The organism is Nocardia sp. SYP-A9097 (assembly GCF_009649815.1).
Taxonomy (GTDB): domain Bacteria; phylum Actinomycetota; class Actinomycetes; order Mycobacteriales; family Mycobacteriaceae; genus Nocardia.
In genome coordinates this window covers 86,058-109,353 of the sequence record NZ_WJIC01000020.1, presented here as the reverse complement: position 1 = coordinate 109,353, position 23,296 = coordinate 86,058, and the positions used below count along the sequence as shown (strand labels likewise).

Genomic DNA, 23,296 nt, shown 5'->3' with positions numbered 1-23,296 from the left:
CCCACCCGATTTCTTCTCGGGATGCACGGGTGGCAGGAGCAACGACGGACAGGATGAGGGACATCTTCATGATTCGGGTGGTCGGGCACCGGCATATCGAGCAACCGGCGGTAATCGCATGACCCGCACCGCTCGCGTACGGCCCACCCGCACCCGGCGGCCCCGCGTTCCCACCCTGCCGCAGCTCATGTCCACCGCCGTCGAGGCCAATCCGGCGGGCGTGGCCCTGATCCTCGCCGATGCCACGGGGACGCTGGCACGGCTGAGCTATGCCGAACTCGACGAGCGGTCTACCCGCCTTGCTCATCTGTTGATCGAGCGGGGCGTGGGTCCGGAGGATCTGGTCGCGGTAGCCATTCCGCGTTCGGTCGAGTCCGTGGTCGCGGTGTGGGCGGTTGCCAAGACCGGTGCCGGATTTGTCCCGGTTGATCCGAATTATCCGGCCGATCGCGTACTGCACATGATCTCGGATTCGCGGGCCGTGCTGGGCCTGACCATCACCGGTAAACGGGGCGCACTCCCCGATTCGGTCGGCTGGCTGGAACTGGACGACGCGGAATTCGCCGAACTCACCCAGGGCTACCCGGCCGAACCGGTCACCAATGCCGACCGCGTGCGGCCGTTGCGCGCGGAGCACCCCGCCTACACGATCTACACCTCGGGTTCGACCGGTCTGCCCAAGGGCGTCGTGGTCACCCACACCGGGCTCTCCGGACTGAGCGAAGAGCAGCGCGAACGATTCCGCATCACCCCGGAATCGCGAGTGCTGCATGTTGCCTCGCCCTCCTTCGACGCCTCGGTCTTCGAAATGCTCATGGCCATCGGATCCGCCGCCGCCTTGGTCGTGGCCGCGCCGGAGGTCTACGGCGGTGAGGATCTGGGCGCGCTGCTGGCCCGCGAGGCCGTCAGCCACGCGGTGATCACGCCGTCCGTGCTGGCCTCGCTGGACCCGAGCGGACTCGATCAACTGCGCGTCGTGCTGGCCGCCGGTGAGGCGTGCCCGCCGGAGTTGGTGCGGCGCTGGGTCGCCCCGATCGCCGACGGCGAGCGACGGTTGCTCAATGGCTACGGGCCCACCGAGACCACCGTGTGGAGTAACGGCGCGGAGCTGTTCCCGGACCGCCCCGTCACCATCGGCGCGGCCATTCGCGGCGCGGTCGCGCACGTCCTGGACGAGCGATTGCGGCCGGTTGCCCCGGGTGTGCCCGGTGAGCTGTATGTGGCCGGAGCGCTGCTGGCGCGCGGCTACCATCGCCGGGCCGAGCTCACCGCGGCACGGTTCGTCGCGAATCCGTTCGAGGACAATGGTTCCCGGCTCTACCGCACCGGCGACCTGGTGCGCTGGACCTCCGGCGGCGAACTGGAGTACCTGGGGCGCAATGACTTCCAGGTGAAGATCCGCGGCCTGCGCATCGAGCTCGAGGAGATCGACGCGGTGCTCGCCGGGCACGCGTCCGTCGACTTCGCGGTCACCGTGGGCCACCAAGTCCAGGACCGCGCAACGGTTCTGGTGTCATACGTGCACCCCGCGCCCGGAGCCACCGTGGATGTGGCGGAGCTGTCCGCGCTCGCCGAGAGCACGCTGCCGCCGCATATGGTGCCCGGCGCGATCATGGTGCTCGACGAGATCCCGCTGACCCCCGTCGGCAAACTGGACCGGGCCGCGCTGCCGCCGCCGGTGATCGAGGCGCGCGCCTACCGGGCCCCGGAAACCCCTGCCCAGCAGACGGTCTCCACCGTCATCGCCGAGGTGCTCAAGGTCGACCGGGTCGGCCTGGACGACGACTTCTTCTCCCTCGGCGTCGACAGCATCACCTCCATCCAGATCGTTTCGCGAGCGCGCGCACAGGGTTTGGCCTTCAAGGCCAAGGATGTATTCGCCGCGCGCACCGTCGAAGGACTCGCCGCGCTCGCCGCGGCGGTGACCCCGGGCGAGGCCGAGGTGCAGCTCGCCACCGGACCGCTCATCGAGGTCTCCGACGCCGATCGCGCACGGCTGCAAGAGCTCTACCCGACCATGTCGGATATCTGGCCGCTCACCCCGCTGCAGTCCGGCATGCTCTTCCACGCGCTGCTCGCGGAGCACTCCGTCGACGCGTACATGACCCAGTTCACCGTCGAACTCTCCGGCGCACTGGACATTCCGCGCCTGCGCGCCGCCGCCCAGGCCATGCTGGACCGGCATGTGAACCTGCGGGTCGCCTTCGCCGAGGACGCTAACGGCAATCCGCTGCAGCTCGTCGTCGACGACCTCGAAGTGCCCTGGCGCTATATGGATCTCGGCGATCGCGACACCGAATCCGCCCCCGCGCGCACCGACTGGCTGATGGCCGCCGAAATGACCGGCCACTTCGATATGCGCTCCGCGCCGCTACTGCGCTTCACCCTGGTGCGCACCGCACCCGAACGCTTCCAGCTCTTCGTCACCAGCCACCACATTCTCCTGGACGGCTGGTCACTCCCGCTGCTCATGCAGGACATGCTGGCCTTCTACGCGCTCGGCGGCGATCCCGCGCTGCTGCCGCCGGTCCGGTCCTACCGCGACTATCTGGCCTGGCTGGCCGCACAGGATCGCGAAGCCGCGCGTGCCGCCTGGCGGGAGGCCCTGGACGGATTCACCGAACCGTCGCCGCTCGCGCCGGTCGACCGATCACGCGAAATCTCCGCCGGTATCGGCGAATTGGGCTTCGAACTCAGCATCGAGGAGACCGCCGCGCTGAGCCGGGTGGCCGCCGAGGCGGGTATCACCGTCAACACCATCGTGCAGGCCGCCTGGGGTCTGCTCATCGGCCGCAGCACCGATCGCGACGATGTGGTCTTCGGCGCGACCGTCTCCGGTCGCCCGCCACAGCTGGCCGGGATCGAGACCATGGTCGGGCTCTTTCTCAATGCCATTCCGGTGCGGGTGAAACTCGATGCCGCCGGAACCCTCGCCGGACTGCTGCGCCAACTGCAGGACGAGCAGGCCGCCCTGCTCGACCACCACTACCTCGGGCTCGGCGAAATCCAGGAAATCACCGGTATCGACGGGATTTTCGACTCGCTCGTGGTGTTCGCCTCCTTCCCGGTGGACGATGCGGCCCTGGACGAGGCCGCCGCGCCCATCGACGGTGTCGGACTGCTCGGCACCTCCGCCGCGAACGGCACGCACTACCCGGTCACCGTCATGGTCACCCCGGGCAAGCAGCTGCGGGTCAATCTCAAATACCTGCGCGACCTGTTCGACGAGCCCGCCGCCGCGGCGCTCACACAACGACTCGCCCTGCTGCTCAACCGATTCGGCAGTAATCCGCAGGCGCGGATCGCCGAGGTGGACGCGCTCATCGACAGCGAGCGCGACGCCCTCGACACCGTCAATGCCACCGAAGTCGCCGAGCTGCTGGACGATTCGACCCTGCTCACCCTCTTCGACGCCCAGGCCGCGCGCACGCCCGAGGCCCTGGCCGTCATCTTCGGCGATACCACGCTCACCTACGCCGAACTCGATGTCCGATCGCGGCGGCTCGCACGGGAACTCACACTGCGCGGCGTCGGACCGGAGTCCCGGGTCGCGGTCGCCATGCGCCGCAGTGTCGATCTCGTGGTCGCCATCTACGCGGTACTGCGCGCCGGTGGTGCGTATGTGCCGGTCGATCCCGATCATCCGGCCGAGCGCAATGAGTATGTGCTCGGTAGCGCGGCACCGGTCTGTGTACTGACCCGCGCCGACGAGGACTTCGAAACCGCTTCGGGCGTACCGCTTTTCTTCGTTGACGCGCTCGCCGGTGCGAGCGATATCGAATTCGTCGAATCCGTTTCGGCGCGCGCGGACAATGCCGCGTACGTCATCTACACCTCCGGATCCACCGGCCGCCCCAAGGGCGTGGTGATCACCCACCGTCAGATGGCCAACCAGTTCCGCTGGGCGCAGCGCACCTACCCGCACGGTGCCGGTGACGTGGTGCTGCACAAGACACCCATCACCTTCGACATCTCCACCTGGGAACTGTTCTGGCCGTTGCAGACCGGTGCGGCCGTGGTCATCGCCGAGCCCGACGGGCACCGCGATCCCGCCTACATCGCCCGTATGATCGGCCGCTACGGCGTCACCTCGGTGCATTTCGTGCCCTCCATGCTGGAGGCGTACCTCGACGGCCTCGCACAGTCGGCCGGCGCGCCGACCGACCAGCTGCGCTGGGTGTTCGCCGCCGGTGAGGCGCTCGCCACCGAGACCGCGGTGAAATTCGGTGCGGCACTGCCGGATACGACGCTGATCAACTGGTACGGACCCGCCGAGGCCACCGTGGTCACCGCGCACCCCGCCGAACTGGCCGCGGGCAATGCGGTGCCGATCGGCAGCCCCGTCGCCAATACCCGGGTACACGTACTGGATCGGCAATTGCGGCCGGTGCCGTTCGGCGCGGCCGGTGAACTGTATGTCGCCGGAGTGCAATTGGCGCGCGGCTACCTGGGCGCACCCGCCCTGACCGCGGAACGTTTCGTGGCGCACGAGAATGGCGCACGCCTCTACCGCACCGGTGATGTGGTGCGGTGGATCGCCGACCCCGCCGGAATCGGCCATGCGCTGGAGTACCTGGGCCGCAGTGACTTCCAGGTCAAGCTGCGTGGTCAGCGCGTCGAGCTCGGTGAGATCGAGACGGTGCTGTTGAGCCATCCGGCGGTGCATCGTGCCGCGGTCAGTCTGGTGCGTGCCGCGACCGGTGACCGGCTTGTCGCCTACATCGTGCTCGAATCCGGTGCCGCCGTGGCCGATTCGGAGCTGCAGGCGCATGCTCGCGCGGCGCTGCCGTCCTATATGGTGCCCGCCACCGTCGTGCGCCTGCCGGCCATGCCGCTCAATGCCAGCGGCAAGCTGGATCGAAAGGCATTGCCGGAGCCGCAGTTCCAGGCCCGCGAGTACCGGGCGCCGTCCACCCCGGGCGAGCGCCTCGTGACAGAGGTGTTCGCCGCCGTCCTCGGCGTCGAAACCGTCGGCGCGGACGACGACTTCTTCGAGCTCGGCGGCAACTCGCTCAGCGCCACCCAGGTGGTGGCCCGCCTCGGCGCGGCCGTCGGCGCGCGCGTGCCGGTGCGCACCATCTTCGACGCACCCACCGTGGCCGAACTCGCGGTAACCCTCGGCGATCAGGCGGATTCGTTCAGTACACCGCTGCGGGCCATGGAGCGGCCGGAGCAGATTCCGCTGTCCTACGCCCAGCAGCGCATGTGGTTCCTGAACCGCTTCGACATCGCCTCGGCGACCTACAACCTGCCCACCGCACTGCGCATCAACGGGCCCCTGGATGTGCCCGCACTGCGCGCGGCGGTCCGGGATCTGGTGGAGCGGCACGAGGTGCTGCGCACCATCTACCCCGAACAGGACGGCGTCGGCCACCAGGTGATCCTGGCCGCCGACGACCCCGAGGCCATGCCGTCGGTGCCCATGGTCGATGTCCGCGAGGAGAACATCGTGGCGGCGGTGGCCGAGGCCGCCATCGCCGGCTTCGACGTGACCGCCGCGCCGCCGCTGCGAGTTCGCCTGCTGCGCTTGGGCGTCGATGATCACGTACTGGTCTGCGTGGTGCACCACATCGCCGGTGACGGCTTCTCCGCCGGACCGCTCACCCGCGACCTCATGACCGCGTACCTGAGCCGTATCCAGGGCCGCGAACCCGAGTGGACCCCGCTCACGGTGCAGTACGCCGACTATGCGCTGTGGCAGCGCGAAATCCTCGGCGAGGAAACCGATTCCGGCTCACTGCTGGCGCGACAGCTCGACTTCTGGCGCGGCACCCTTGCCGGACTGCCCGATCAGCTGGAGCTGCCCGGCGACCGGCCCCGGCCCGCCGTGGCCGGCGGACGCGGTGCGACCCTCGCCTTCGATATCGATCCCATCGTGCACGCCGCCCTGCACCGGGTGGCGTCCGAACACAATGCCACCCTGTTCATGGTCGTACACGCGGCCTTCGCGGCACTGCTCGCGCGGCTCTCCGGCACCGGCGACATCGCTGTCGGTGCACCCATCGCCGGACGTGGTGAGGCCGCCCTCGACGACCTCATCGGCATGTTCGTGAACACCCTGGTACTGCGCACCCAGGTCGACCCGGCCGCCTCCTTCGGCGAACTGCTGAATACGGTGCGCGCCGGCGATATCGCCGCCTTCGGCCACGCCGACGTACCCTTCGAGCGACTCGTCGAGGTCCTGGACCCGGCCCGCTCCCAGGCCCGGCATCCGCTGTTCCAGACCATGCTCACCTTCCAGAACGTCGGCAACTCCGAACTGTCGCTGCCCGGCGTCTCGGTATCGGCGGTGGAACTGGATGTACCGCTGGCCAAATTCGACCTGCAACTCACCGTGAGTGAGCGCACCGATCCGGACAGCTCCCCGCAGGGCATGACCGCGCTGTTCACCTATGCCACCGACCTTTTCGACGTGGATACGGTGCAGGGCTTCGCCGAACGCTTCCGGCGCCTACTGGTCGCGGTCACCGTCGATCCCTCGCGCCCGGTCGGCGATATCGATGTACTCGGCTTCGACGAGCGCCGCAAGGTGCTCACCGAATGGAACGAAACCGCCATCGATCTGCCCGCGGGACAACTGTTCTCGCTGTTCGAAGCGCAGGCGGCACGGAATCCGGGAGCCGCCGCGCTCACCTTCGAGGGCACCGAACTGACCTACGCCGAGCTGGCGTCCCGCGTGCACCGGCTGGCACGACTGCTCATCGCCGCCGGCGTCGGTCCGGAAACACTGGTGGCACTGGGCATTCGACGCTCGGTCGACCTGGTCGTGGCCATCTACGCGGTTCTGGAAGCCGGTGGCGGTTACGTACCGCTGGATCTGGACCAGCCCGCCGACCGCATCGACCATGTGCTGGACACCGCACAGCCGGTCTGCGTACTCACCACGCGCCGTGACGGTTTCACAGCCGAAGGCCGTGTCCTCACCATCGACGCACTCGACCTGTCCGGCTACTCGGACGAGCCGATCCGCGACGACGAGCGGCGCGCCCCGCTGTACAGCGCGCACCAGGCGTACGTCATCTTCACCTCCGGCTCCACCGGCCGCCCCAAGGGCGTCGCGGTCTCGCATATCGCCGCCGTCAACCAGATCCGCTGGATCACCACCGAATACGGCATTACCGCCGACGATGTGGTGCTGCTCAAGACGCCCGCCACCTTCGACGTCTCGGTGTGGGAGCTGTTCGGTCCGCTCGCCGTCGGCGCGAAACTGGTGATCGCGAGCGCGGACGGGCATCGCGATCCGGCCTACCTGGCCGAAATCATTGCCGCCGAACGCATCACCATGACCTCGTTCGTACCGTCCATGCTCAGCGCCTTCACCGAGACCGCCACCCCGTCGGCACTCACCTCACTGCGCACCCTGCTCATCGCCGGTGAGGCCTTCACCAGTGACGCGGTCGCCGCCTTCCGGCGCATCGGGCGCGCGGAACTGCACAATCTGTACGGTCCCACCGAATTCACCGTGCACGCCACCTATGCCGCTGTGCCCGAAGAGGTTTCGGGCGCCGTGCCGATCGGCGCACCGGTGTGGAACGCACAGACCTATGTACTCGACGCGCGCCTGCACCCGGTCGCACCGGGGATGGCCGGTGAGCTGTACCTCGCCGGAGATCAGCTGGCCCGCGGCTACCACGGCCGCGCCGACCTGACCGCGGATCGCTTCGTGGCCAACCCCTTCGGCGACAGCGGCACCCGGATGTACCGCACCGGCGACCTGGTGCGCTGGACCGATCACGGTCAGCTGGTGTACCTGGGCCGCACCGACTTCCAGGTGAAGCTGCGCGGCCTGCGCATCGAACTCGGCGAGATCGAATCCGCGCTCACCGCACAGGAATCCATTGCCCGCGCGGTCGTGGTGCTGCGCCACGACGACCGACTCGGCGACCAGCTCGTCGCCTACGTCGTGCCCGCCGCCGGGTACCCGGTCGACCCCGCCGCGGTGAAGAACGCTGTGGGCGAACGGGTTCCGGGCTATATGGTCCCGGCGGCCTTCGTCGTCCTGGACGACTTCCCGGTCAACCCCTCCGGCAAGCTGGACCGGCGTGCCCTGCCCGCACCGGATTTCGCGGCCGATCGCGAATTCCGGGCACCGGAGACCGAGACCGAACGGGCCATCGCGGCCGTCTTCGCCGAAGTGCTCGCCCTGGAGCAGGTCGGCCTCGATGACGACTTCTTCGCGCTCGGCGGTAATTCACTCGTCGCGACCCGCGTCATCGCGCGCGTCAACGCCGCCCTCGATTCGGATCTCGGCGTCCGGGATCTGTTCGAGGTCTCCACCGTCGACGCACTCGCACAACGGGTTTCGGGCACCGAGGGCCTTGCGCCACGCCCCAAGCTGATCGCCGGGGTCCGCCCCGACCGGGTACCGCTGTCCCTCGCGCAGCAGCGCATGTGGTTCCTGAACCAGTTCGATCCGAACTCCTCGGCCTACAACCTGCCCATCGCACTGCGGCTCACCGGCGCACTGGACACCGAGGCACTCCGCCTGGCCCTGGCCGACCTGCTGGAACGGCACGAGACGCTGCGCACCATCTACCCCGAGGCGGACGGCGCGGCCCACCAGGTGGTGCTGCCCGCCGCCCAGGTCGTACCGGGCCTCACCGCCGCGCTCACCCCCGAGCGCATCGGCGTGGACGCGGTGGCCGAGCGGGTGGGCGCACTGCTCACCGCCGGATTCGACGTGACCCGTGAGGTTCCCTTGCGGGCCAAGCTGTTCCGGATCGACACCGCCGACGAGATCGAACACGTACTGGTACTCGTCACCCACCACATCAGCTCCGACGGCTGGTCCATGGGACCGCTCTCCCGCGATCTGGTGCTGGCCTACATCGCGCGCTCGGCCGATACCGCGCCCGAATGGTCGCCGCTGCCGGTGCAATACGCCGACTACAGCCTGTGGCAGCGCGCGGTACTGGGCTCCGAGGACGATCCGGACAGCCTGATCGCCCGGCAGACCGCGCACTGGCGCACCGAACTCGCCGGACTCCCGGACGAATTGAACCTGCCCGCCGATCGACCGCGCCCGCCGGTGCAGTCCTTCCGCGGTGGCAGTCTGCGATTCGCCATCGACGATGAGATTCATCAAGGGCTGCAACGCATCGCGCGCGAGCAGCACGCCACCCTGTTCATGGTGGTGCACACCGCGCTCGCCATCTTCCTGGCGCGGTTGTCCGGCACCGGCGACATCGCCATCGGCACCCCGGTCGCCGGGCGCGGCGCGGCCGAACTCGACGATGTCATCGGCATGTTCGTCAATACGCTGGTACTGCGCGCCCAGGTCCCGGGCGAACTGCGCTTCGACGAACTCCTCGCCCGCACCAAGGACGCCGACCTGCGCGCCTTCGCCAATGCCGAGGTGCCGTTCGAACGCCTGGTGGAGCTGCTCAATCCGGAGCGGTCCACCGCCCGCAATCCGCTGTACCAGGTCATGCTGGCCTTCCAGAACCTCCCCGAAGGCAATGCCGACCTGCCCGAATTGCGGATAGCCGCACTGGAATCCGAAGTGACGACCTCCCAGGTCGACCTGTCGCTGACCATGAGCGACAGCGGCGGCAACGGACTACAGGGCGCGTTCACCTTCGCCACCGACCTGTTCGACTACGCCACCATCGGTGTCTTCGCGGACCGGTTCCGGCGCTTGCTGGCGGCCATCGTGGCGCGGCCGGGCACACCCGTCGGCGATCTGCCGCTGCTGGACGACAGCGAATACGAACTGCTCACCCACGTGCACGGCGATGACGTCATGGCCACCGGACTGCTGCCCGAACTGCTCACCCGCGGTGTGGCACTGGGCCGTGACCGGATCGCGGTGCGCTACCGCGGGCACTCCATCACCTACGGCGAACTCGACGACTACTCCTCGCAGCTCGCGCGGGTACTCATCGCACGCGGTGTGGGACCGGAAAAGCTTGTCGCGGTGGCCTTCCCGCGTTCGTTCGAAATGGTCGCCGCCGTACTCGCCATCGCCAAGGCGGGTGGCGCGCACGTACCCGTCGATCCCACCTATCCGGCGGATCGCGTACGGCATATGGTGACCGACTCCGGAGCCGTACTCGGAATCACCGGACGCGCGCATCGGGACGCCCTGCCCGGCGCGATCGAATGGCTGTGCCTGGACGACGCCGCCACCGACGGGGCCTGCATGGCCCAGTCCCCGGCACCGGTCACCGACGCGGACCGCCTCGCACCACTGCGCATGCAGCATCCGGCGTATGTCATCTACACCTCCGGGTCCACCGGTATGCCCAAGGGCGTCACCGTGACCCATATGGGTGTGGGCGGGCTCGCCGACTACGCGGTCTCGCTGTACGACCTCGATCCCGAGCACCGGCTCATGCACATCTGCTCACCCAGCTTCGATCCCTCCGTGCTGGAATGGGTTTGCGCGTTCTACACCGGCGCGACCCTGGTCATCGTGCCCTCGGAGATCCTGGGCGGACCCGAACTCGGCGAGCTCATGCGCACCGAGAACGTCTCACACGCGATCATCACCCCGGCCGTGCTCGGCACCCTCGACCCGGCCATTCAGCCGCAGCTCGAGGTGCTCTCGGTCGGTGGCGATGTGACACCGCCGGAGCTGGTGGCGCGCTGGAAGGCCGCCGGGCGGGTCTACCACAACGCCTACGGCCCCACCGAGACCACGATCATCTCCACCTATGCCCAGCTGACCCCGGGGCGCCACATCACCATCGGTAAACCGGTACACGGTATGTCGGCGCTGGTGCTCGACTCGCGATTGAACCCGGTACCGCCGGGCGTCGCGGGCGAGCTGTACCTCGCCGGTGGCGCGCTCGCCCGCGGGTACCGCAATCGCGCCGGGCTCTCCGCGGAGCGATTCGTCGCAAACCCCTGGGGCGCACCGGGATCGCGCATGTACCGCACCGGCGACGTGGTGCGCTGGTACGCCGACGCCGACGAGCGCGGCGGCAATACCGCACTGCCGCAGAGTCCTTGGGAACTCGACTATGTCGGGCGCTCGGACTTCCAGGTCAAGATCCGTGGCTTCCGCATCGAACTCGGCGAGATCGACGCCGTGCTCGGATCGCACCCGGAGGTCGACTTCGCCATTACCGTCGGGCGCAAGAACCACACCGGCACAACGGTTCTGGTCTCCTACGTGCTCGGCGACGTGCTCGATCCAGAGGCATTGCAGAGCTATGCGGCGCAGAGCCTGCCGCCGCATATGGTGCCCGCCGCCATCGTCGTACTCGACGAGTTGCCGCTGACCCCCGTCGGCAAGCTCGACCGCAAGGCGCTGCCGGAACCCGTACTGCGCCAACGCGAATACCGCGCCCCGTCCACCCCGCTGGAGGAGACCATCGCGGCCACCTTCGCCGAGGTGCTCGGCGTCGACCAGGTCAGCGTGGACGAGGACTTCTTCGCCATCGGCGGCAATTCCCTGCTCGCCACCCAGATCGTCAGCAAACTGCGCAAGGTCTCCGGCGCGCAGGTCATGGTCGCCTGGTTCTTCACCGACCCGACCGTCACCGGACTCGCCGAACGCATTCGCGCCGACCTGGAGAGCAGGCACGACTACGACTCCGCGGCCGACGCCGCACTGGCCGTAGTGCTGCCCATTCGGGCCACCGGCGACCGCACACCACTGTTCTGTGCCCCGCCCATGGTCGGAATGTCCTGGTGCTATGCGGGATTGGCGAGCTACCTACCCGCCGACCAACCGCTCTACGGTCTGCAATCCCCGGCGCTCACCGAGACCGACTACGCACCCGACACCCTCGAGGACGTGGCGCGGCGCTACATCGGCGCCATGCGCGAGGTGCAGCCGCACGGCCCGTACCGGGTGCTCGGCTACTCGCTCGGCGGCATCCTGGCGCACGCCATCGCCACCGAGCTGCAGGCCATCGGCGAACAGGTCGATGTACTGGCCAATCTCGACGCCTACCCGGACGCCGAATTCACCGACTTCACCCAGGCCGTCCGCGACGAATTCGCGGCCCTGGGCGTCGGCGAGGAAGCCTTCCCCGACGGGGATATGCGCGACCTCAGCGATGCGGCGCTCGCCGCCCTGCACGAGGCCATCCCCGCCGACCTCGCCGTGCTGACGGTGGACCGCCTGCGCCGCATCTACCGCGGCGCGGTGCATACCGTCGAACTCGGATCCCGGTACCGGCCAACGGCATTCGACGGCCACATGGAACTCTTCTCGGCCCAGCTCGGCCGCGGCGACGACCATCAGCACTCGGCCGCCGACTGGCGCCCCTTCGTCACCGGACCGGTCACCGACCATGTGGTGCCGGTCAAGCACCAGCTCATGACCACCGCAGAGTCCTACGCCGTCATCGGGCCGCGACTCGCCGACCTCCTCGATCGCGAAATCGGTGCGGCCGCACCGGAAGAGCCCGCCGTCGAGAGCGATACCGGCGAGGGCGAGGGCGACTGGACCATCACCCAGGTGCTGCCCATCATCAACTTCGACACACCTGCTTCGGAGATGAAACTGCAGGCCCGCGAGGAAGATTCGGAACACCTCGCCGACCAGGTCGACGCGGTCTCGGAAGAGATCGCCGAACTCGAACCCGAACCGGTTCAGCAGCTGGTAGCCGAGATCGACTCGGCCACAACCGAAGTCGACGATGCTCCCGAAATCGCGGAACCGATTGCCGAGCCCGCGATTCCGGCCGCACCGGAAACCCCGCCCGTCATGGGGCCGCGACTCACCGCCGTGGGCAAGGTTTCCCCGCTACCCGCGGGCGCGGTGAGCCTGCTCGAGCTCGAACCGTCCGGGCTGTGGATCCGGGCCATCACCCTCGATATCGCGGCCGATGTCTCCGGCAGCCGGGTGCGCAGGTCCGTACGGACGCTCCTGGATCGGCATCCCGCGCTGTGGTCCCGACTGCGCCGCGATGGCGATACCGCCGTCATGGACATTCCGGTACAGGCGAATTCGCGCGATGCCGTTGTCTGGCAGCTCGATCCGTCGGTCGAGGCCGTCGGCGATCCCATCGAGGCCGTCATCCACGCCGCCGCCGCGGAGCTCGACCCGGAGAAGGGCCGCAATATTCGCTTCGTGCTCATGGCCGGTGGCGAGGCCGACCCGAATCTGGATCCGACCGATCGCCCCGCCGCGGTCCTGGTCGCGGTCGCCAACGGCCTGGTCGTGGACGACACCTCGTGGCGCACGATTATCGAAGATCTGACCGCCTCCTGGTCCGGCGGTCACGCCACCCCGCCCAGCGCGGACGCGCACCCCGTCGGCATCGCCCGCGAACTCGCCGAACGGTCCGTCGCCACCGGGACCGTCACCGAATTGGAGTGGTGGCGTTCGGCTCTCACCTCCGCGCTGCCCGGCCGCGATCCGGCCGAGGTATTCGGCGCCGCCGGCGAACCCCTCGGCCGCGGCCGGGTCTCGGTCTCCATCACCGGCGAAGGCGCCGCCGCCGTCGATACGGTGGCGCGCCGCTACCAGGCCAGCATCGACGATGTACTGCTGGCTGCGCTCGCTGCCACCCTGCTCGACGGCAGTGCCGAAACCGTCCGCAACTCACTGGGATCGGTGGTGCAACTGGTCGCCGACGGCCGGGTGCCGGGCGATCCCGCCGGGCATCGCACCGTCGGCGCGTTCTCCACGCCGTACCCGTTCCCGCTGCGCGTCTACGGCGTCGACTTCGAGGACGTCCGGCAGGGCGGATCCGCCGCCGGATCCGTCATCCGGCAGATTCGCGACCGGTGCCGGGAGGTCCCCTCCCAGGGTGTCGGCTTCGGATTGCTACAGCATCTGAACCCCGACACCGCCGCCGCCATCGCCGGACTTCCGGTGGGCCGCATCGGATTCCGCTACCGGGATCTGCGACCCGCCCGGGTGTATCCGGAACCGGTAACCGATGATCTCTACCTCGACGTCACCGTGGACACCACCCAGGACGGCCTGGTCGCCCGCTTCGACTTCGCAGGTGCGGTACTGGACCTGGAACAGATCAAACGACTCGTCGAAGGCTGGGTACAGGCCCTGGGCGGGCTCGCCGAGCACGGACGCGCGCCCAATCCGTAACATCGACCGCTATCGTGGCGATGGCATAAGCCGTATGGTCTCTCGGGGGTGAACCCTGCCCGGAGACCGCGGCTGGGAACCCGAGCAGCTCTGCGCCGCCGGGTGGTAAGACCGGCACAACGAACCAAAGCGAAGGTGTGAACATTGATTCGTCGACACGTCCGTAATGGGCTCGGTCGGAACGTACTTGCGGGTCGCCGGCGCGGTGCACGAACCGCCGCCTTCCTCGCCGCAACGGCAGTGCTGACCGGCTTGGTCGCCGGCGTCGGCGGGCCGAGCGCCGCCGCCGACCCGATCATCGACAGCAAGAAGCTGCTCGCCGATCCCGTCGCCCCGGACGGGTCGAAGATCACCAAAGCGGAGATGAAGGACGGCCGCAATATTCGGCTGTACGTCTACTCCGCCGCCATGGACGCCACCTACCCCGTCGACGTGCAGCGCCCGGCCGACGCATCGGTGCCGCGCCCGACCCTGTACCTGCTCAATGGTGCGGGCGGCGGACAGGACGACGCCTCCTGGCAGAAGAAGACCAATATCGTCAACGGCTTCCTCGGTGACAAGGACCTGAACGTGGTCCAGCCCATCGGCGGCAAGTGGAGCTACTACCAGGACTGGCAGAACGACGACGAAACCCTCGGCCGCAACAAGTGGCAGACCTTCTTCACCGATGAACTGCCCCCGCTGATCGACGCCGCCCTCGGCACCAATGGCGTCAACGCCATCGCCGGTATCTCCACCTCCGGCACCACCGTGCTCTCCCTGCCCGAAGCCAAGCCCGGCCTGTTCCGCGCCGCGGCCGCCTACAGTGGCTGCGCGCAGTTCGCCGACCCCGTCGGCCGGGAATTCATGCGCCTCACCGTCGAGACCTGGGGCGGCGGCCAGCTCGAAAACATGCACGGCCCCGAGGACTCCCCGGCCTGGGCCGCCAACGATCCGGTCGTCAATGCCGAAAGGCTGCGTGGCACAGACCTTTACATCTCCTCCGGGAGCGGCCTGCCCGGCCAGTACGACTCGATGAACGGCCCGTACGCGCTGCCCGGCGGCTACGGCCTGGCCAACCAGCTGATCATCGGCGGCGCCATCGAGGCGGGCACCAACTACTGCACGCACAACCTGCAGACCAAGCTGGATTCGCTGGGCATCCCGGCGACCTACAACTTCCGTGCCACCGGAACCCACTCGTGGGGTTACTGGAATGACGAGTTCATCACCTCGTGGCCGGTGCTGGAGCGCGGGCTCGGCCTCTGAGGCTGAAACCGCCGGGGGAGTAGCCCCGAGCAGGATCGAACGAATGCCCCGGGGAATACGCCGGGGCATTCGGCGTTGCAGCGGTGGGATACATCTCTGGGGGAACTCTCAACAAAAAGTTCGGGAACCCGTAAACTATTGTTGTGAGTACCAGCCTGGCCGATAAACGCTCCACGTTCCAGCGAGCGCGATCGGCCACGGTCCTGCTCGGCCCCGCCTTCGTCGCCGCCATCGCCTACGTCGACCCCGGCAATGTCGCCTCCAATATCAGCGCCGGCGCCAAATACGGCTACCTGCTGGTCTGGGTCATCGTCATGGCCAATGTGATGGCGGGACTGGTGCAATTCCTCTCCGCCAAACTCGGCCTCGTCACCGGCATGTCGCTACCGGAAGCCGTGCGCGACAAGGCCGGACGCAAAACCCGGCTCGCCTACTGGGCGCAGGCCGAAACCGTCGCCATGGCAACCGATCTCGCCGAAGTCGTCGGCGGGGCCATTGCCCTGAAGCTGCTGTTCAACCTGCCGCTACTGCTCGGCGGCGTCATCACCGGCATTGTGTCGCTGGGGCTGCTGCTGGTGCAGAACAAGCGCGGACAGAAACCGTTCGAGCGGGTGATCACCGGCATGCTCGCCGTCATCGCCATCGGATTCCTTGCGTCCGTGGTGATTTCACCGCCCTCGGCCTCGGGCACGATCGGCGGACTGCTGCCGCGCTTCGACGGCAGCGAGAGCGTAATGCTGGCCGCCGCCATGATCGGCGCGACCGTCATGCCACACGCGGTCTACCTGCACTCGGCGCTCGCCCGGGACCGGCACGGCAGCCCCGAACCGGGTCCGGCGCGAGCCCGGCTGCTGCGCATCACCCGCTACGACGTCGGCCTGGCCATGCTCCTCGCCGGCACCGTGAATCTCGCCATGCTGCTCATGGCCGCCGGTACGCTGCGCGGCCGCGATGACGTCGACTCGCTCGAATCCGCCCATGCCGCGGTGCGAGACACCCTCGGACCGGTCGCCGGACTACTCCTGGCCGTCGGGCTGCTCGCCTCCGGACTGGCCTCCACCTCGGTCGGCGCCTACGCCGGCGCGATGATCATGGAAGGTCTGCTGAACCGCACCATCCCGCTGCTGGTCCGCCGGCTCGTCACCCTGATCCCGGCCCTGGTAATCCTCGCCGTCGGCCTGGATCCCACTCGGGCCCTGATCATTTCGCAGGTGGTGCTCTCCTTCGGCATCCCCTTCGCGTTGATCCCCCTGGTCCGCTTCACCGCAGACCGCAACCTCATGGGCGACGACGTAAACCCCCGCCTCACAACAGCTCTCGCCTGGCTGGTCGCTCTGATCATCTCCGCCCTGAATGTCGCCCTCATCTACCTCACCCTGACAGGGAAGTAGCGAAAGCTACTCCGCGAAGACGGCTTTGCGCTTCTGCAGCATGGCGTTGGCGCCTTCGGCGAAGTCGGGGGCGCGCAAAAGCTCCGACTGGCCGGTCTTTTCGGTCGCCAGGGCCGCGTCCAGGGCGGTGAGGGTGGCGGCGTTGAGGGCCTGCTTGGTGAGTTCCAGGGCGCGGCGCGGGCCATGCGCGAGCTTGGTCGCAGCCGCCTCGACCTTGGCGTCGAGTTCCTCGTCCGAGTAGACGCCGGTGATCAGGCCGCGGCGGACAGCCTCGGTGACCGGCAGGCGATCGCCCAGTAGCGCCATTTCGGCGGCGAGGGGGCGACCGGCCGCGGCGGCGACCATGGCGGCCGCACCACCATCGGGCATGAGGCCGATATTGACGAAAGCCAGCAGCAGGTACGCGTCCTCCGACGCATAGGTGAGGTCGGCGGCGAGCGCGAAGGCCACACCCACACCGGCCGCCGCACCCCGCAACCGCGCGATGACCGGGATCGGCGCCTCCACGATCGCCTTGATCATCCGATTCGCCGCATCCATGGTCTGTTCCGGCGTGATACCCCGCGCCGTCTCGCCCGCAGTCGCCGACAAATCCGCGCCGGTGCAGAAGTCCCCGCCCGCACCGGTGAGCACGATCACCCGTACCGCGGGGTTTTCATATGCCGAAAGCACCGTCTCACCGAGCCCGACCATGGTGTCGTAGTCGATGGCGTTCTTGCGTTTGGGATTGGTGATGGTGACACGCAGTACCCGGTCGTCCAGCACAGCGGTGTAGCCCGGGGTCGTCGCAGTATTGCTCACGTCTGCTCCTGCTCTGCGTACGGTGCGAATCGCGGCGCAATATGTCCAACTGTGCGAATTGTGGTTAACTTAGGTGGATTCGTCCGGCACTGTCAACAGTCCGGTGCCATTGAGAAGGGGAAAATGTATGGTCGCCGATCGCAGCGAAGCAGGACTCGCTTCCGCGCGACCGTCCGGCGAACCCGGCCCCCGGCGACGACCCAAGAATCGCAAGGCCCAGATTGTCGGCGTGGCCGCCCGCGCCTTCGCTGAGCGGGGCTATCACCCGGTCGGCGTGGACGAGATCGCCGCCGAGGTCGGCATCTCCGGCCCCGCGCTCTACCGGCACTTCAGCAATAAATACGCCATGCTCGTCGCCGCCGCCGAAATGGGCGCACAGCAACTGCTGGACGCCGCCAAGGCCGCCGACAATCCGAAGCTGGAACCGGAACCGCGACTCACCGCACTGATTCGCGGCATCACCGAGCACACCATCGACTGCCGTCGCGAGGGCGGACTGTACCGCTGGGAGCGCCGCTATCTGGAGCGTGCGGACCGCGCCCGCATTCGCGTCCTCTACACCGAACTCCACGAAACCGTCGCCGCACCCATTGCCGCGCTGTACCCCGACGCCGACCCCGCCGATGTCATGCTGCGCTCGGCCGCGGTGCTCTCGGCCATCGGCAGCGTCACCGGACACCGCACCGCACTCTCCAATGCGCGAATCGTGGCGCTGTTCAACGACATCTGCTGGGATATCCTGCGCGCCGAGCTACCCCCGCCGCCCCCGCCGGTCACCGGCGAACCCATCGTGCGCGGGCTACCCGTCATCTCCAAACGCGAACAGCTGCTCACCGAAGCGATTCGGATCTTCGGCCGCCAGGGCTATCACGAGGCCAGCATCGAGGAGATCGGCGCGGCCGCGGGCATCAACGCCTCCAGCGTCTACCGGTACTTCAGCAGCAAAGCCGATCTGCTCGCCGCCGCCTTCCACCGCACCGGCGAACGCGTCGCCATCGGCAATGCCGAAGCCCTGTCCGAGGCCACCAGCCGCGCCGACGCCGCCGTCCGGATAGCCGAACGCTTCGCCCGCATGACCTTCGCCATGCCGGAGATCCTCCCCGTCTACTTCGCCGAATTCTCCAATCTCCCCGCCACCGAACAGCATCGACTCCGCTCCATCCAGCGCCAGAACGTCCTGGAGTGGGCAAACCTTCTCGAAGGCGACCAAACCGAGGCCCGCTTCCGCGTCCACGCCGCCATCAGCCAGGTCATCGACGTAGGCCGCCGCCTCCGCTTCGACCCCCGCCCAGCCCAACTGGCCCGAGTCCGCGCCCTGATGAGCGCGGTCCTACTGGGCACGAAATCAGACGCTGTGGCGGAGACGGAATAGCGCCCTTGCCATTCGGAGGCGGCGGGGGTGATTGTCGAAGGTGCCCAGTGGGTCTCGGTGACGTTGGCCGGTAATCACCTGGGCGCGGGTGAATTCCAGGAGTGAGTGTGGGTCGCGGATGCGGCCGGGGCCGTTCACGCCGTAGACGGGGGTGGCGTTGACGGTTACCAGTTGGGTGCGCAGGCGTTCGGCGAATTCTGGGACACTGCGGACATCGCGGGTGAAAACCGCTACGGGGAGCGATCTTTTGGCGGCGTTGACCCGTTCGACGGCCTCGTCCATATCGGCCACCCGGTTCACGATCAGCACCGGACCCACCGACTCACCGGTGATCGCCAGGCTCACCTCGGGGACATCGGTCAGCACCACCGGCTCGATATAGGGCTCCCGAATCGATTCCAGGCTGCCGACCACGGGGCGGCCACCCCGGGTGAGTGCGTCGCGCACCTGGCGGCGCACCACATCGAGCTGCGAATCCAGCACCATCGGCCCGTACGAGGCGCGGCGGTCCGCGGCCGGACGCAGGCGGCGGGCGTGATCGGCGACCATTTCCAGGAACGGCTCGTACACCGAATCGGCGACGTACACCACGTGCACACCCGCCGGATGCTGTCCGGCATTGGCCATGGCTCCGTAAACCGCTGCGGCAGCGGCGGTATCGAGCCGGGCATCGACCTGCACCACCATCGCCCCGCGCCCGCCCTGCTCCACCACCAGGGGCGTCCCGGTCTGCGCGCACAGTGCCGCCAGCTCGCGCGCCCCGGCGGCGGAGCCGGAGTAGGCGATCTTGTCCAAACGGGACCGGCAGAGCGTGGCCGCGGTACTGCTGTCACCGGTAACCACCTGCAGCACAGGCTGACTGGGGGACAGCCGGCTCCAGGTATCGGCCAGCCACGCGCCCACGGCGGGCGTCAGCTCACTCGGCTTGAACACCACCGCGTTTCCCGCCGCCATGGCGCTCGCGATCGAATTCATCGGCGTGAGAACGGGATTGTGCCAGGGACCGAGCACCCCGACCACGCCCAGCGGTAACTGCCCGATCGACCCGGACTGATCGCGCCGGAACCAGGCGCCGGTGCGAGTGCTGCGGCCCAGCGTCCGCTCGGCATGGTGCGCAACCCAATCCAGATGCTCCACCGCCAGGGTCACCTCGACGGCGGCATCCAATCGCGGCTTGCCGGTCTCGGAGCTGATGAGCTCCACCAGATCTCGGGTGCCGCGCGCGATGGCACGTTTCCAATCCAGCAGCCAGCGTTTTCGTCCGGCGAAATCCATTGTCGCCCACCACTGTTCGGTGGTACGAGCAGCGCGAACGGCGCGCGTCAGCTCGCCCGCGCCCATAATGGCGAAATCGCCCACGACCTCCCCGGTCCGTGGATCGTATGAAGTAAGGACCTTGGATCGGCCCGCTCCGGTGCGCGCTGCGGCTCGTGGCTGCTGCGCAGACTCGGCCATTTTTACCCTCTCGTGGCCATCGAAAACTCTCCCCTTCACGCCAGACTATGGTTCGGCGCATACCGCCGACAAGGTGCGGAAATTCAGCAGACCGCCCGGTCTGGGCCTGGATCAGCGGCTATTCATGAAACCACCGGCATGTGGCGGAAGTCACGTTTGGCTGAACGCTGCTGAGGCAAAGAAACGACCCCGCATCCGGACGGCCGGTAACATCGCGCGCGACGGAGTGGATCATCCCGAAGGGATGTGGGGACCCGCCGCCCGGGGCGACTCGAATTGCCCGCCCAGCCGATAGTGGAGAGTTGATGCCGAGCCAGGACAAACCGGATTCGCCGCACCAGGATTCAGCAGTGCGCGGCGGAAGCGATCCGGCCGTATATGTCGAAGACGTACGCAAGTCGTTCGGCGAGGTGCACGCACTCAGCGGCATCAGCTTCACCGCCGAACGCGGCCAAGTACTGGGCATTCTCGGACCCAATGGCGCGGGCAAGACGACCTGCGTCAAGATCCTCTCCACACTGTTGCGCCCCGACTCCGGCACCGCCCGGGTCGCCGGCCACGATGTGCGCAAGGATCCCGCCGCCGTCCGCCGCTCCATCATGATGACCGGGCAGTACGCCGCCCTCGACGAGAACCTCTCCGGACGCGAGAACCTCGAACTCTTCGGCCGGCTCATGGGCCTGCCACGCAAGGCCGCCCGCCAGCGCGCGGACAACCTGCTCGAGGAATTCGACCTCACCAGCGCGGGCCGCCGCGCCGTCCGGCACTACTCCGGCGGTATGCGCCGACGCGTGGACATCGCCTGCGGACTCGTGGTCCGGCCCGAGGTCGTCTTCCTCGACGAACCCACCACCGGCCTCGACCCGCGCAGCCGCCAGGGCGTCTGGGATCTGGTCAACGCGCTCAAGACCCAGGGCATCACCGTCCTGCTGACCACGCAGTACCTCGAAGAGGCCGACGTACTCAGCGACAACATCATCGTCATCGACAAGGGCACCGTCATCGCCGAAGGCACCGCGGACGCCCTCAAGGAGAAGACCGGCGGCAGCTACTGCGAGGTCGTACCGCTCGACCCGACCCACTTGAGCCTGGCCGCCGACGCCCTCGGCGATCTGGTCCCCGCCACCGTCCGCGCCGAAATCAATGGTGCGGACCGGCTTTCGATCCCCGCGCCGGACGGGGCCGCGACCCTGGCCGAGGCGCTGCGCCGACTCGACAGCGCCGGAATCCAACTCGCCGACATCGGGCTGCGCCGCCCCTCGCTCGACGACGTATTCCTCTCCCTCACCGGGCATTCGGGCGGCACCCAGTGACCGCACCCGCGGTCGAACCCACCGCACGCATGCGTGACGACCTCTTCGCCGGACTGCCGAAATCCAAGCCCAACAGCTTCGGACAGTGGCGGGCCCTCACCGGACGCATCCTCTGGGTGATGGCCACCAAGGGCGAACTGATCTTCGCGACCATCACCCCGCTGGTCCTGACCCTCGGCTTCTACCTGCCGCTCAAATACGTCATGCACTTCCGCGGCATCGACTACGCGCAGTTCGTCATGCCGATCATCGTGCTGCAGACCATGTCCGTCACCATGATGTCGAACGCCCAGATGGCCGCGTTCGAAGCCATGACCGGATTCAACACCCGGCTGCAGACCATGCCCGTCGGCAAGATGGTGCCGCTGCTGTCCCGCCTGAGCGCGGGGATGGTGCGATCCATCGTCTCGCTGGCCGCCGCCATCGGCTGGGGTCACATGATCGGCTTCCGATTCGTGGCCGGTTGGGGGCAGGCCGTGCTGTTCTGCCTGTTCTCCCTCGCGGTCGGCACCGTCCTGGCCATCGGCGCGGACGCACTCGGGTCACTCACCAAGAGCCCCGAATCCCTGAGTCAGGCACTGACCCTGCCGACCCTGATCTTCGGCATGCTCTCCTGCGGGTTCGTGCCGGAATCCGGCTTCCCCGCATGGGTTCGGCCGTTCGTGCGCAATCAGCCCATCTCCCAGTTCTCCTTCGCGCTGCGCGATATGGCCGCGCACGGGGTGACCTGGCAGGTGTTCTGGGTACCGATGGTATGGCTGATCGGCGCCGCTGTGGTCTTCGTACCCGCAGCGGTCTGGGCAAGTATGAGGCGGTCATGAGTTCGGTAATGCAAGCCCACACGCTCGAGGGCGAAACAGTGACGGCAGAGCAGAATTCGTGGGCGGGGCATCAGCCGCTGCCGCGCGTTCGACAGCGATCCGAACGGGCGCTGGCGGTTTGGTTCGAACAGAGCCTCATCCAATGCAAGCGACTGCTGATCGGCTGGGCACGCGACCCCGCGACCACCATTCAGACCATCGTGTATCCGGCGGCGACACTGCTCATGTTCCGTGTGGTGCTGGGTGATTCGATCACCTCCGCCACCGGAATGCCCAGCATCTACGGCACGGTGCCGATGGTCATGCTCGTCGCGGCCATGTCCGGATCGGTGGTTTCGGCGCTCGGCTTCAAGGTCGAGAAGGCCACCGGACTACTCGGCCGGTTCTGGACCATGCCGATGAACCGCGCCGCCGGACTCACCGGACGACTACTGGCCGAGGCGATTCGCGTACTCGTCACCTCGCTGATCGTGCTCGCGGTCGGGGTGGCGCTGGGCTTCCGATTCTGGTTCGGCCCGGCCGCCGCCATCGCGATGCTCGCGATTCCGGTGCTGTTCGGCATCGGCTTCGCGGTATTGGTGACCGCGCTCGCCACCATTACCGAGGGCGTGATGCTGGTGCAGGTCATCGGTGTCATCAACACCCTGCTGATGTTCTTCAACACCGGCTTCGTGCCCGTCTTCGCGTATCCGGTGTGGTTGCAGAAGACCGTCGAGAACCAGCCCATGAGTACCGCGATCGACGCCATGCGCGGGCTCGCCTACGACGGGCCGATCGCCACACCACTGCTGAAGACCGTCGCGTGGACGGTCGGCATGGTGCTGGTATTCGGCTATCCGGCAATCCGCGGCTACCGCAAGGCAGCCGAGACCGGAGCCTGATCGATA

9 protein-coding genes are annotated in these 23,296 nt (G+C 67.9%); 7 read left to right on the top strand and 2 right to left on the bottom strand.

Annotated elements, in window-relative coordinates; all coding sequences use genetic code 11:
- The first annotated feature begins 118 nt into the window (after positions 1-118).
- From GFY24_RS30175 to GFY24_RS30165, 3 genes are all read left to right on the top strand, one after another.
- On the top strand, positions 119-14,008 hold the full coding sequence (locus tag GFY24_RS30175; RefSeq protein ID WP_153808496.1) for a non-ribosomal peptide synthetase: 13,890 nt from the start codon (positions 119-121) through the stop codon (positions 14,006-14,008).
- 240 nt (positions 14,009-14,248) lie between these two features.
- Positions 14,249-15,256 (top strand): alpha/beta hydrolase family protein, encoded by a 1,008-nt coding sequence (locus GFY24_RS30170; protein ID WP_309231523.1) that lies wholly within the window; start codon positions 14,249-14,251, stop codon positions 15,254-15,256.
- Between the two features lie 143 nt (positions 15,257-15,399).
- Positions 15,400-16,647, top strand: coding sequence for an Nramp family divalent metal transporter (locus GFY24_RS30165; RefSeq protein ID WP_309231517.1), 1,248 nt, complete (start codon positions 15,400-15,402; stop codon positions 16,645-16,647).
- Positions 16,648-16,653: 6 nt separating this feature from the next.
- Here the strand turns inward: GFY24_RS30165 and GFY24_RS30160 are convergent, their stop codons facing one another.
- Positions 16,654-17,448 carry an enoyl-CoA hydratase-related protein gene (locus GFY24_RS30160; protein WP_309231516.1) on the bottom strand — a complete coding sequence of 265 codons (795 nt, stop codon included), beginning with the start codon at positions 17,446-17,448 and terminating at the stop codon, positions 16,654-16,656.
- Between the two features lie 127 nt (positions 17,449-17,575).
- Between GFY24_RS30160 and GFY24_RS30155 the strand changes: the two genes are divergently transcribed.
- A complete protein-coding gene (locus GFY24_RS30155; RefSeq protein WP_153808494.1) occupies positions 17,576-18,820 on the top strand; it encodes a TetR/AcrR family transcriptional regulator in 1,245 nt (414 codons plus the stop codon).
- Here the strand turns inward: GFY24_RS30155 and GFY24_RS30150 are convergent.
- On the bottom strand, positions 18,794-20,275 hold the full coding sequence (locus GFY24_RS30150; RefSeq protein ID WP_153808493.1) for an aldehyde dehydrogenase family protein: 1,482 nt from the start codon (positions 20,273-20,275) through the stop codon (positions 18,794-18,796). The genes GFY24_RS30155 and GFY24_RS30150 overlap by 27 nt on opposite strands.
- Positions 20,276-20,580: 305 nt before the next feature.
- Here GFY24_RS30150 and GFY24_RS30145 point away from each other — a divergent pair, with 305 nt between their 5' ends.
- Genes GFY24_RS30145 through GFY24_RS30135 form a run of 3 tightly spaced genes read left to right on the top strand, consistent with a single transcriptional unit; the run spans position 20,581 to position 23,290 of the window.
- Positions 20,581-21,588, top strand: a complete 1,008-nt coding sequence (locus GFY24_RS30145) for an ATP-binding cassette domain-containing protein (RefSeq protein WP_153808492.1) — start codon at positions 20,581-20,583, stop codon at positions 21,586-21,588.
- 29 nt (positions 21,589-21,617) lie between these two features.
- Entirely contained in the window at positions 21,618-22,409 is a 792-nt protein-coding gene (locus tag GFY24_RS30140) for an ABC transporter permease (RefSeq protein ID WP_153808517.1), read from the top strand.
- Positions 22,406-23,290 carry an ABC transporter permease gene (locus GFY24_RS30135; RefSeq protein ID WP_375336123.1) on the top strand — a complete coding sequence of 295 codons (885 nt, stop codon included), beginning with the start codon at positions 22,406-22,408 and terminating at the stop codon, positions 23,288-23,290. The genes GFY24_RS30140 and GFY24_RS30135 overlap by 4 nt, the downstream gene beginning before the upstream one ends.
- The last annotated feature ends 6 nt before the right edge of the window (positions 23,291-23,296 follow it).

Excerpts from the sequence above, each read along its gene's own strand:
- GFY24_RS30175 (WP_153808496.1), top strand. The coding sequence starts at position 119 with ATGACCCGCACCGCTCGCGTACGGCCCACCCGCACCCGGCGGCCCCGC.
- GFY24_RS30155 (WP_153808494.1), top strand. The coding sequence starts at position 17,576 with ATGGTCGCCGATCGCAGCGAAGCAGGACTCGCTTCCGCGCGACCGTCC.
- GFY24_RS30150 (WP_153808493.1), bottom strand. The coding sequence starts at position 20,275 with ATGGCCGAGTCTGCGCAGCAGCCACGAGCCGCAGCGCGCACCGGAGCG.
- GFY24_RS30145 (WP_153808492.1), top strand. The coding sequence starts at position 20,581 with ATGCCGAGCCAGGACAAACCGGATTCGCCGCACCAGGATTCAGCAGTG.
- GFY24_RS30140 (WP_153808517.1), top strand. The coding sequence starts at position 21,618 with ATGCGTGACGACCTCTTCGCCGGACTGCCGAAATCCAAGCCCAACAGC.
- GFY24_RS30135 (WP_375336123.1), top strand. The coding sequence starts at position 22,406 with ATGAGTTCGGTAATGCAAGCCCACACGCTCGAGGGCGAAACAGTGACG.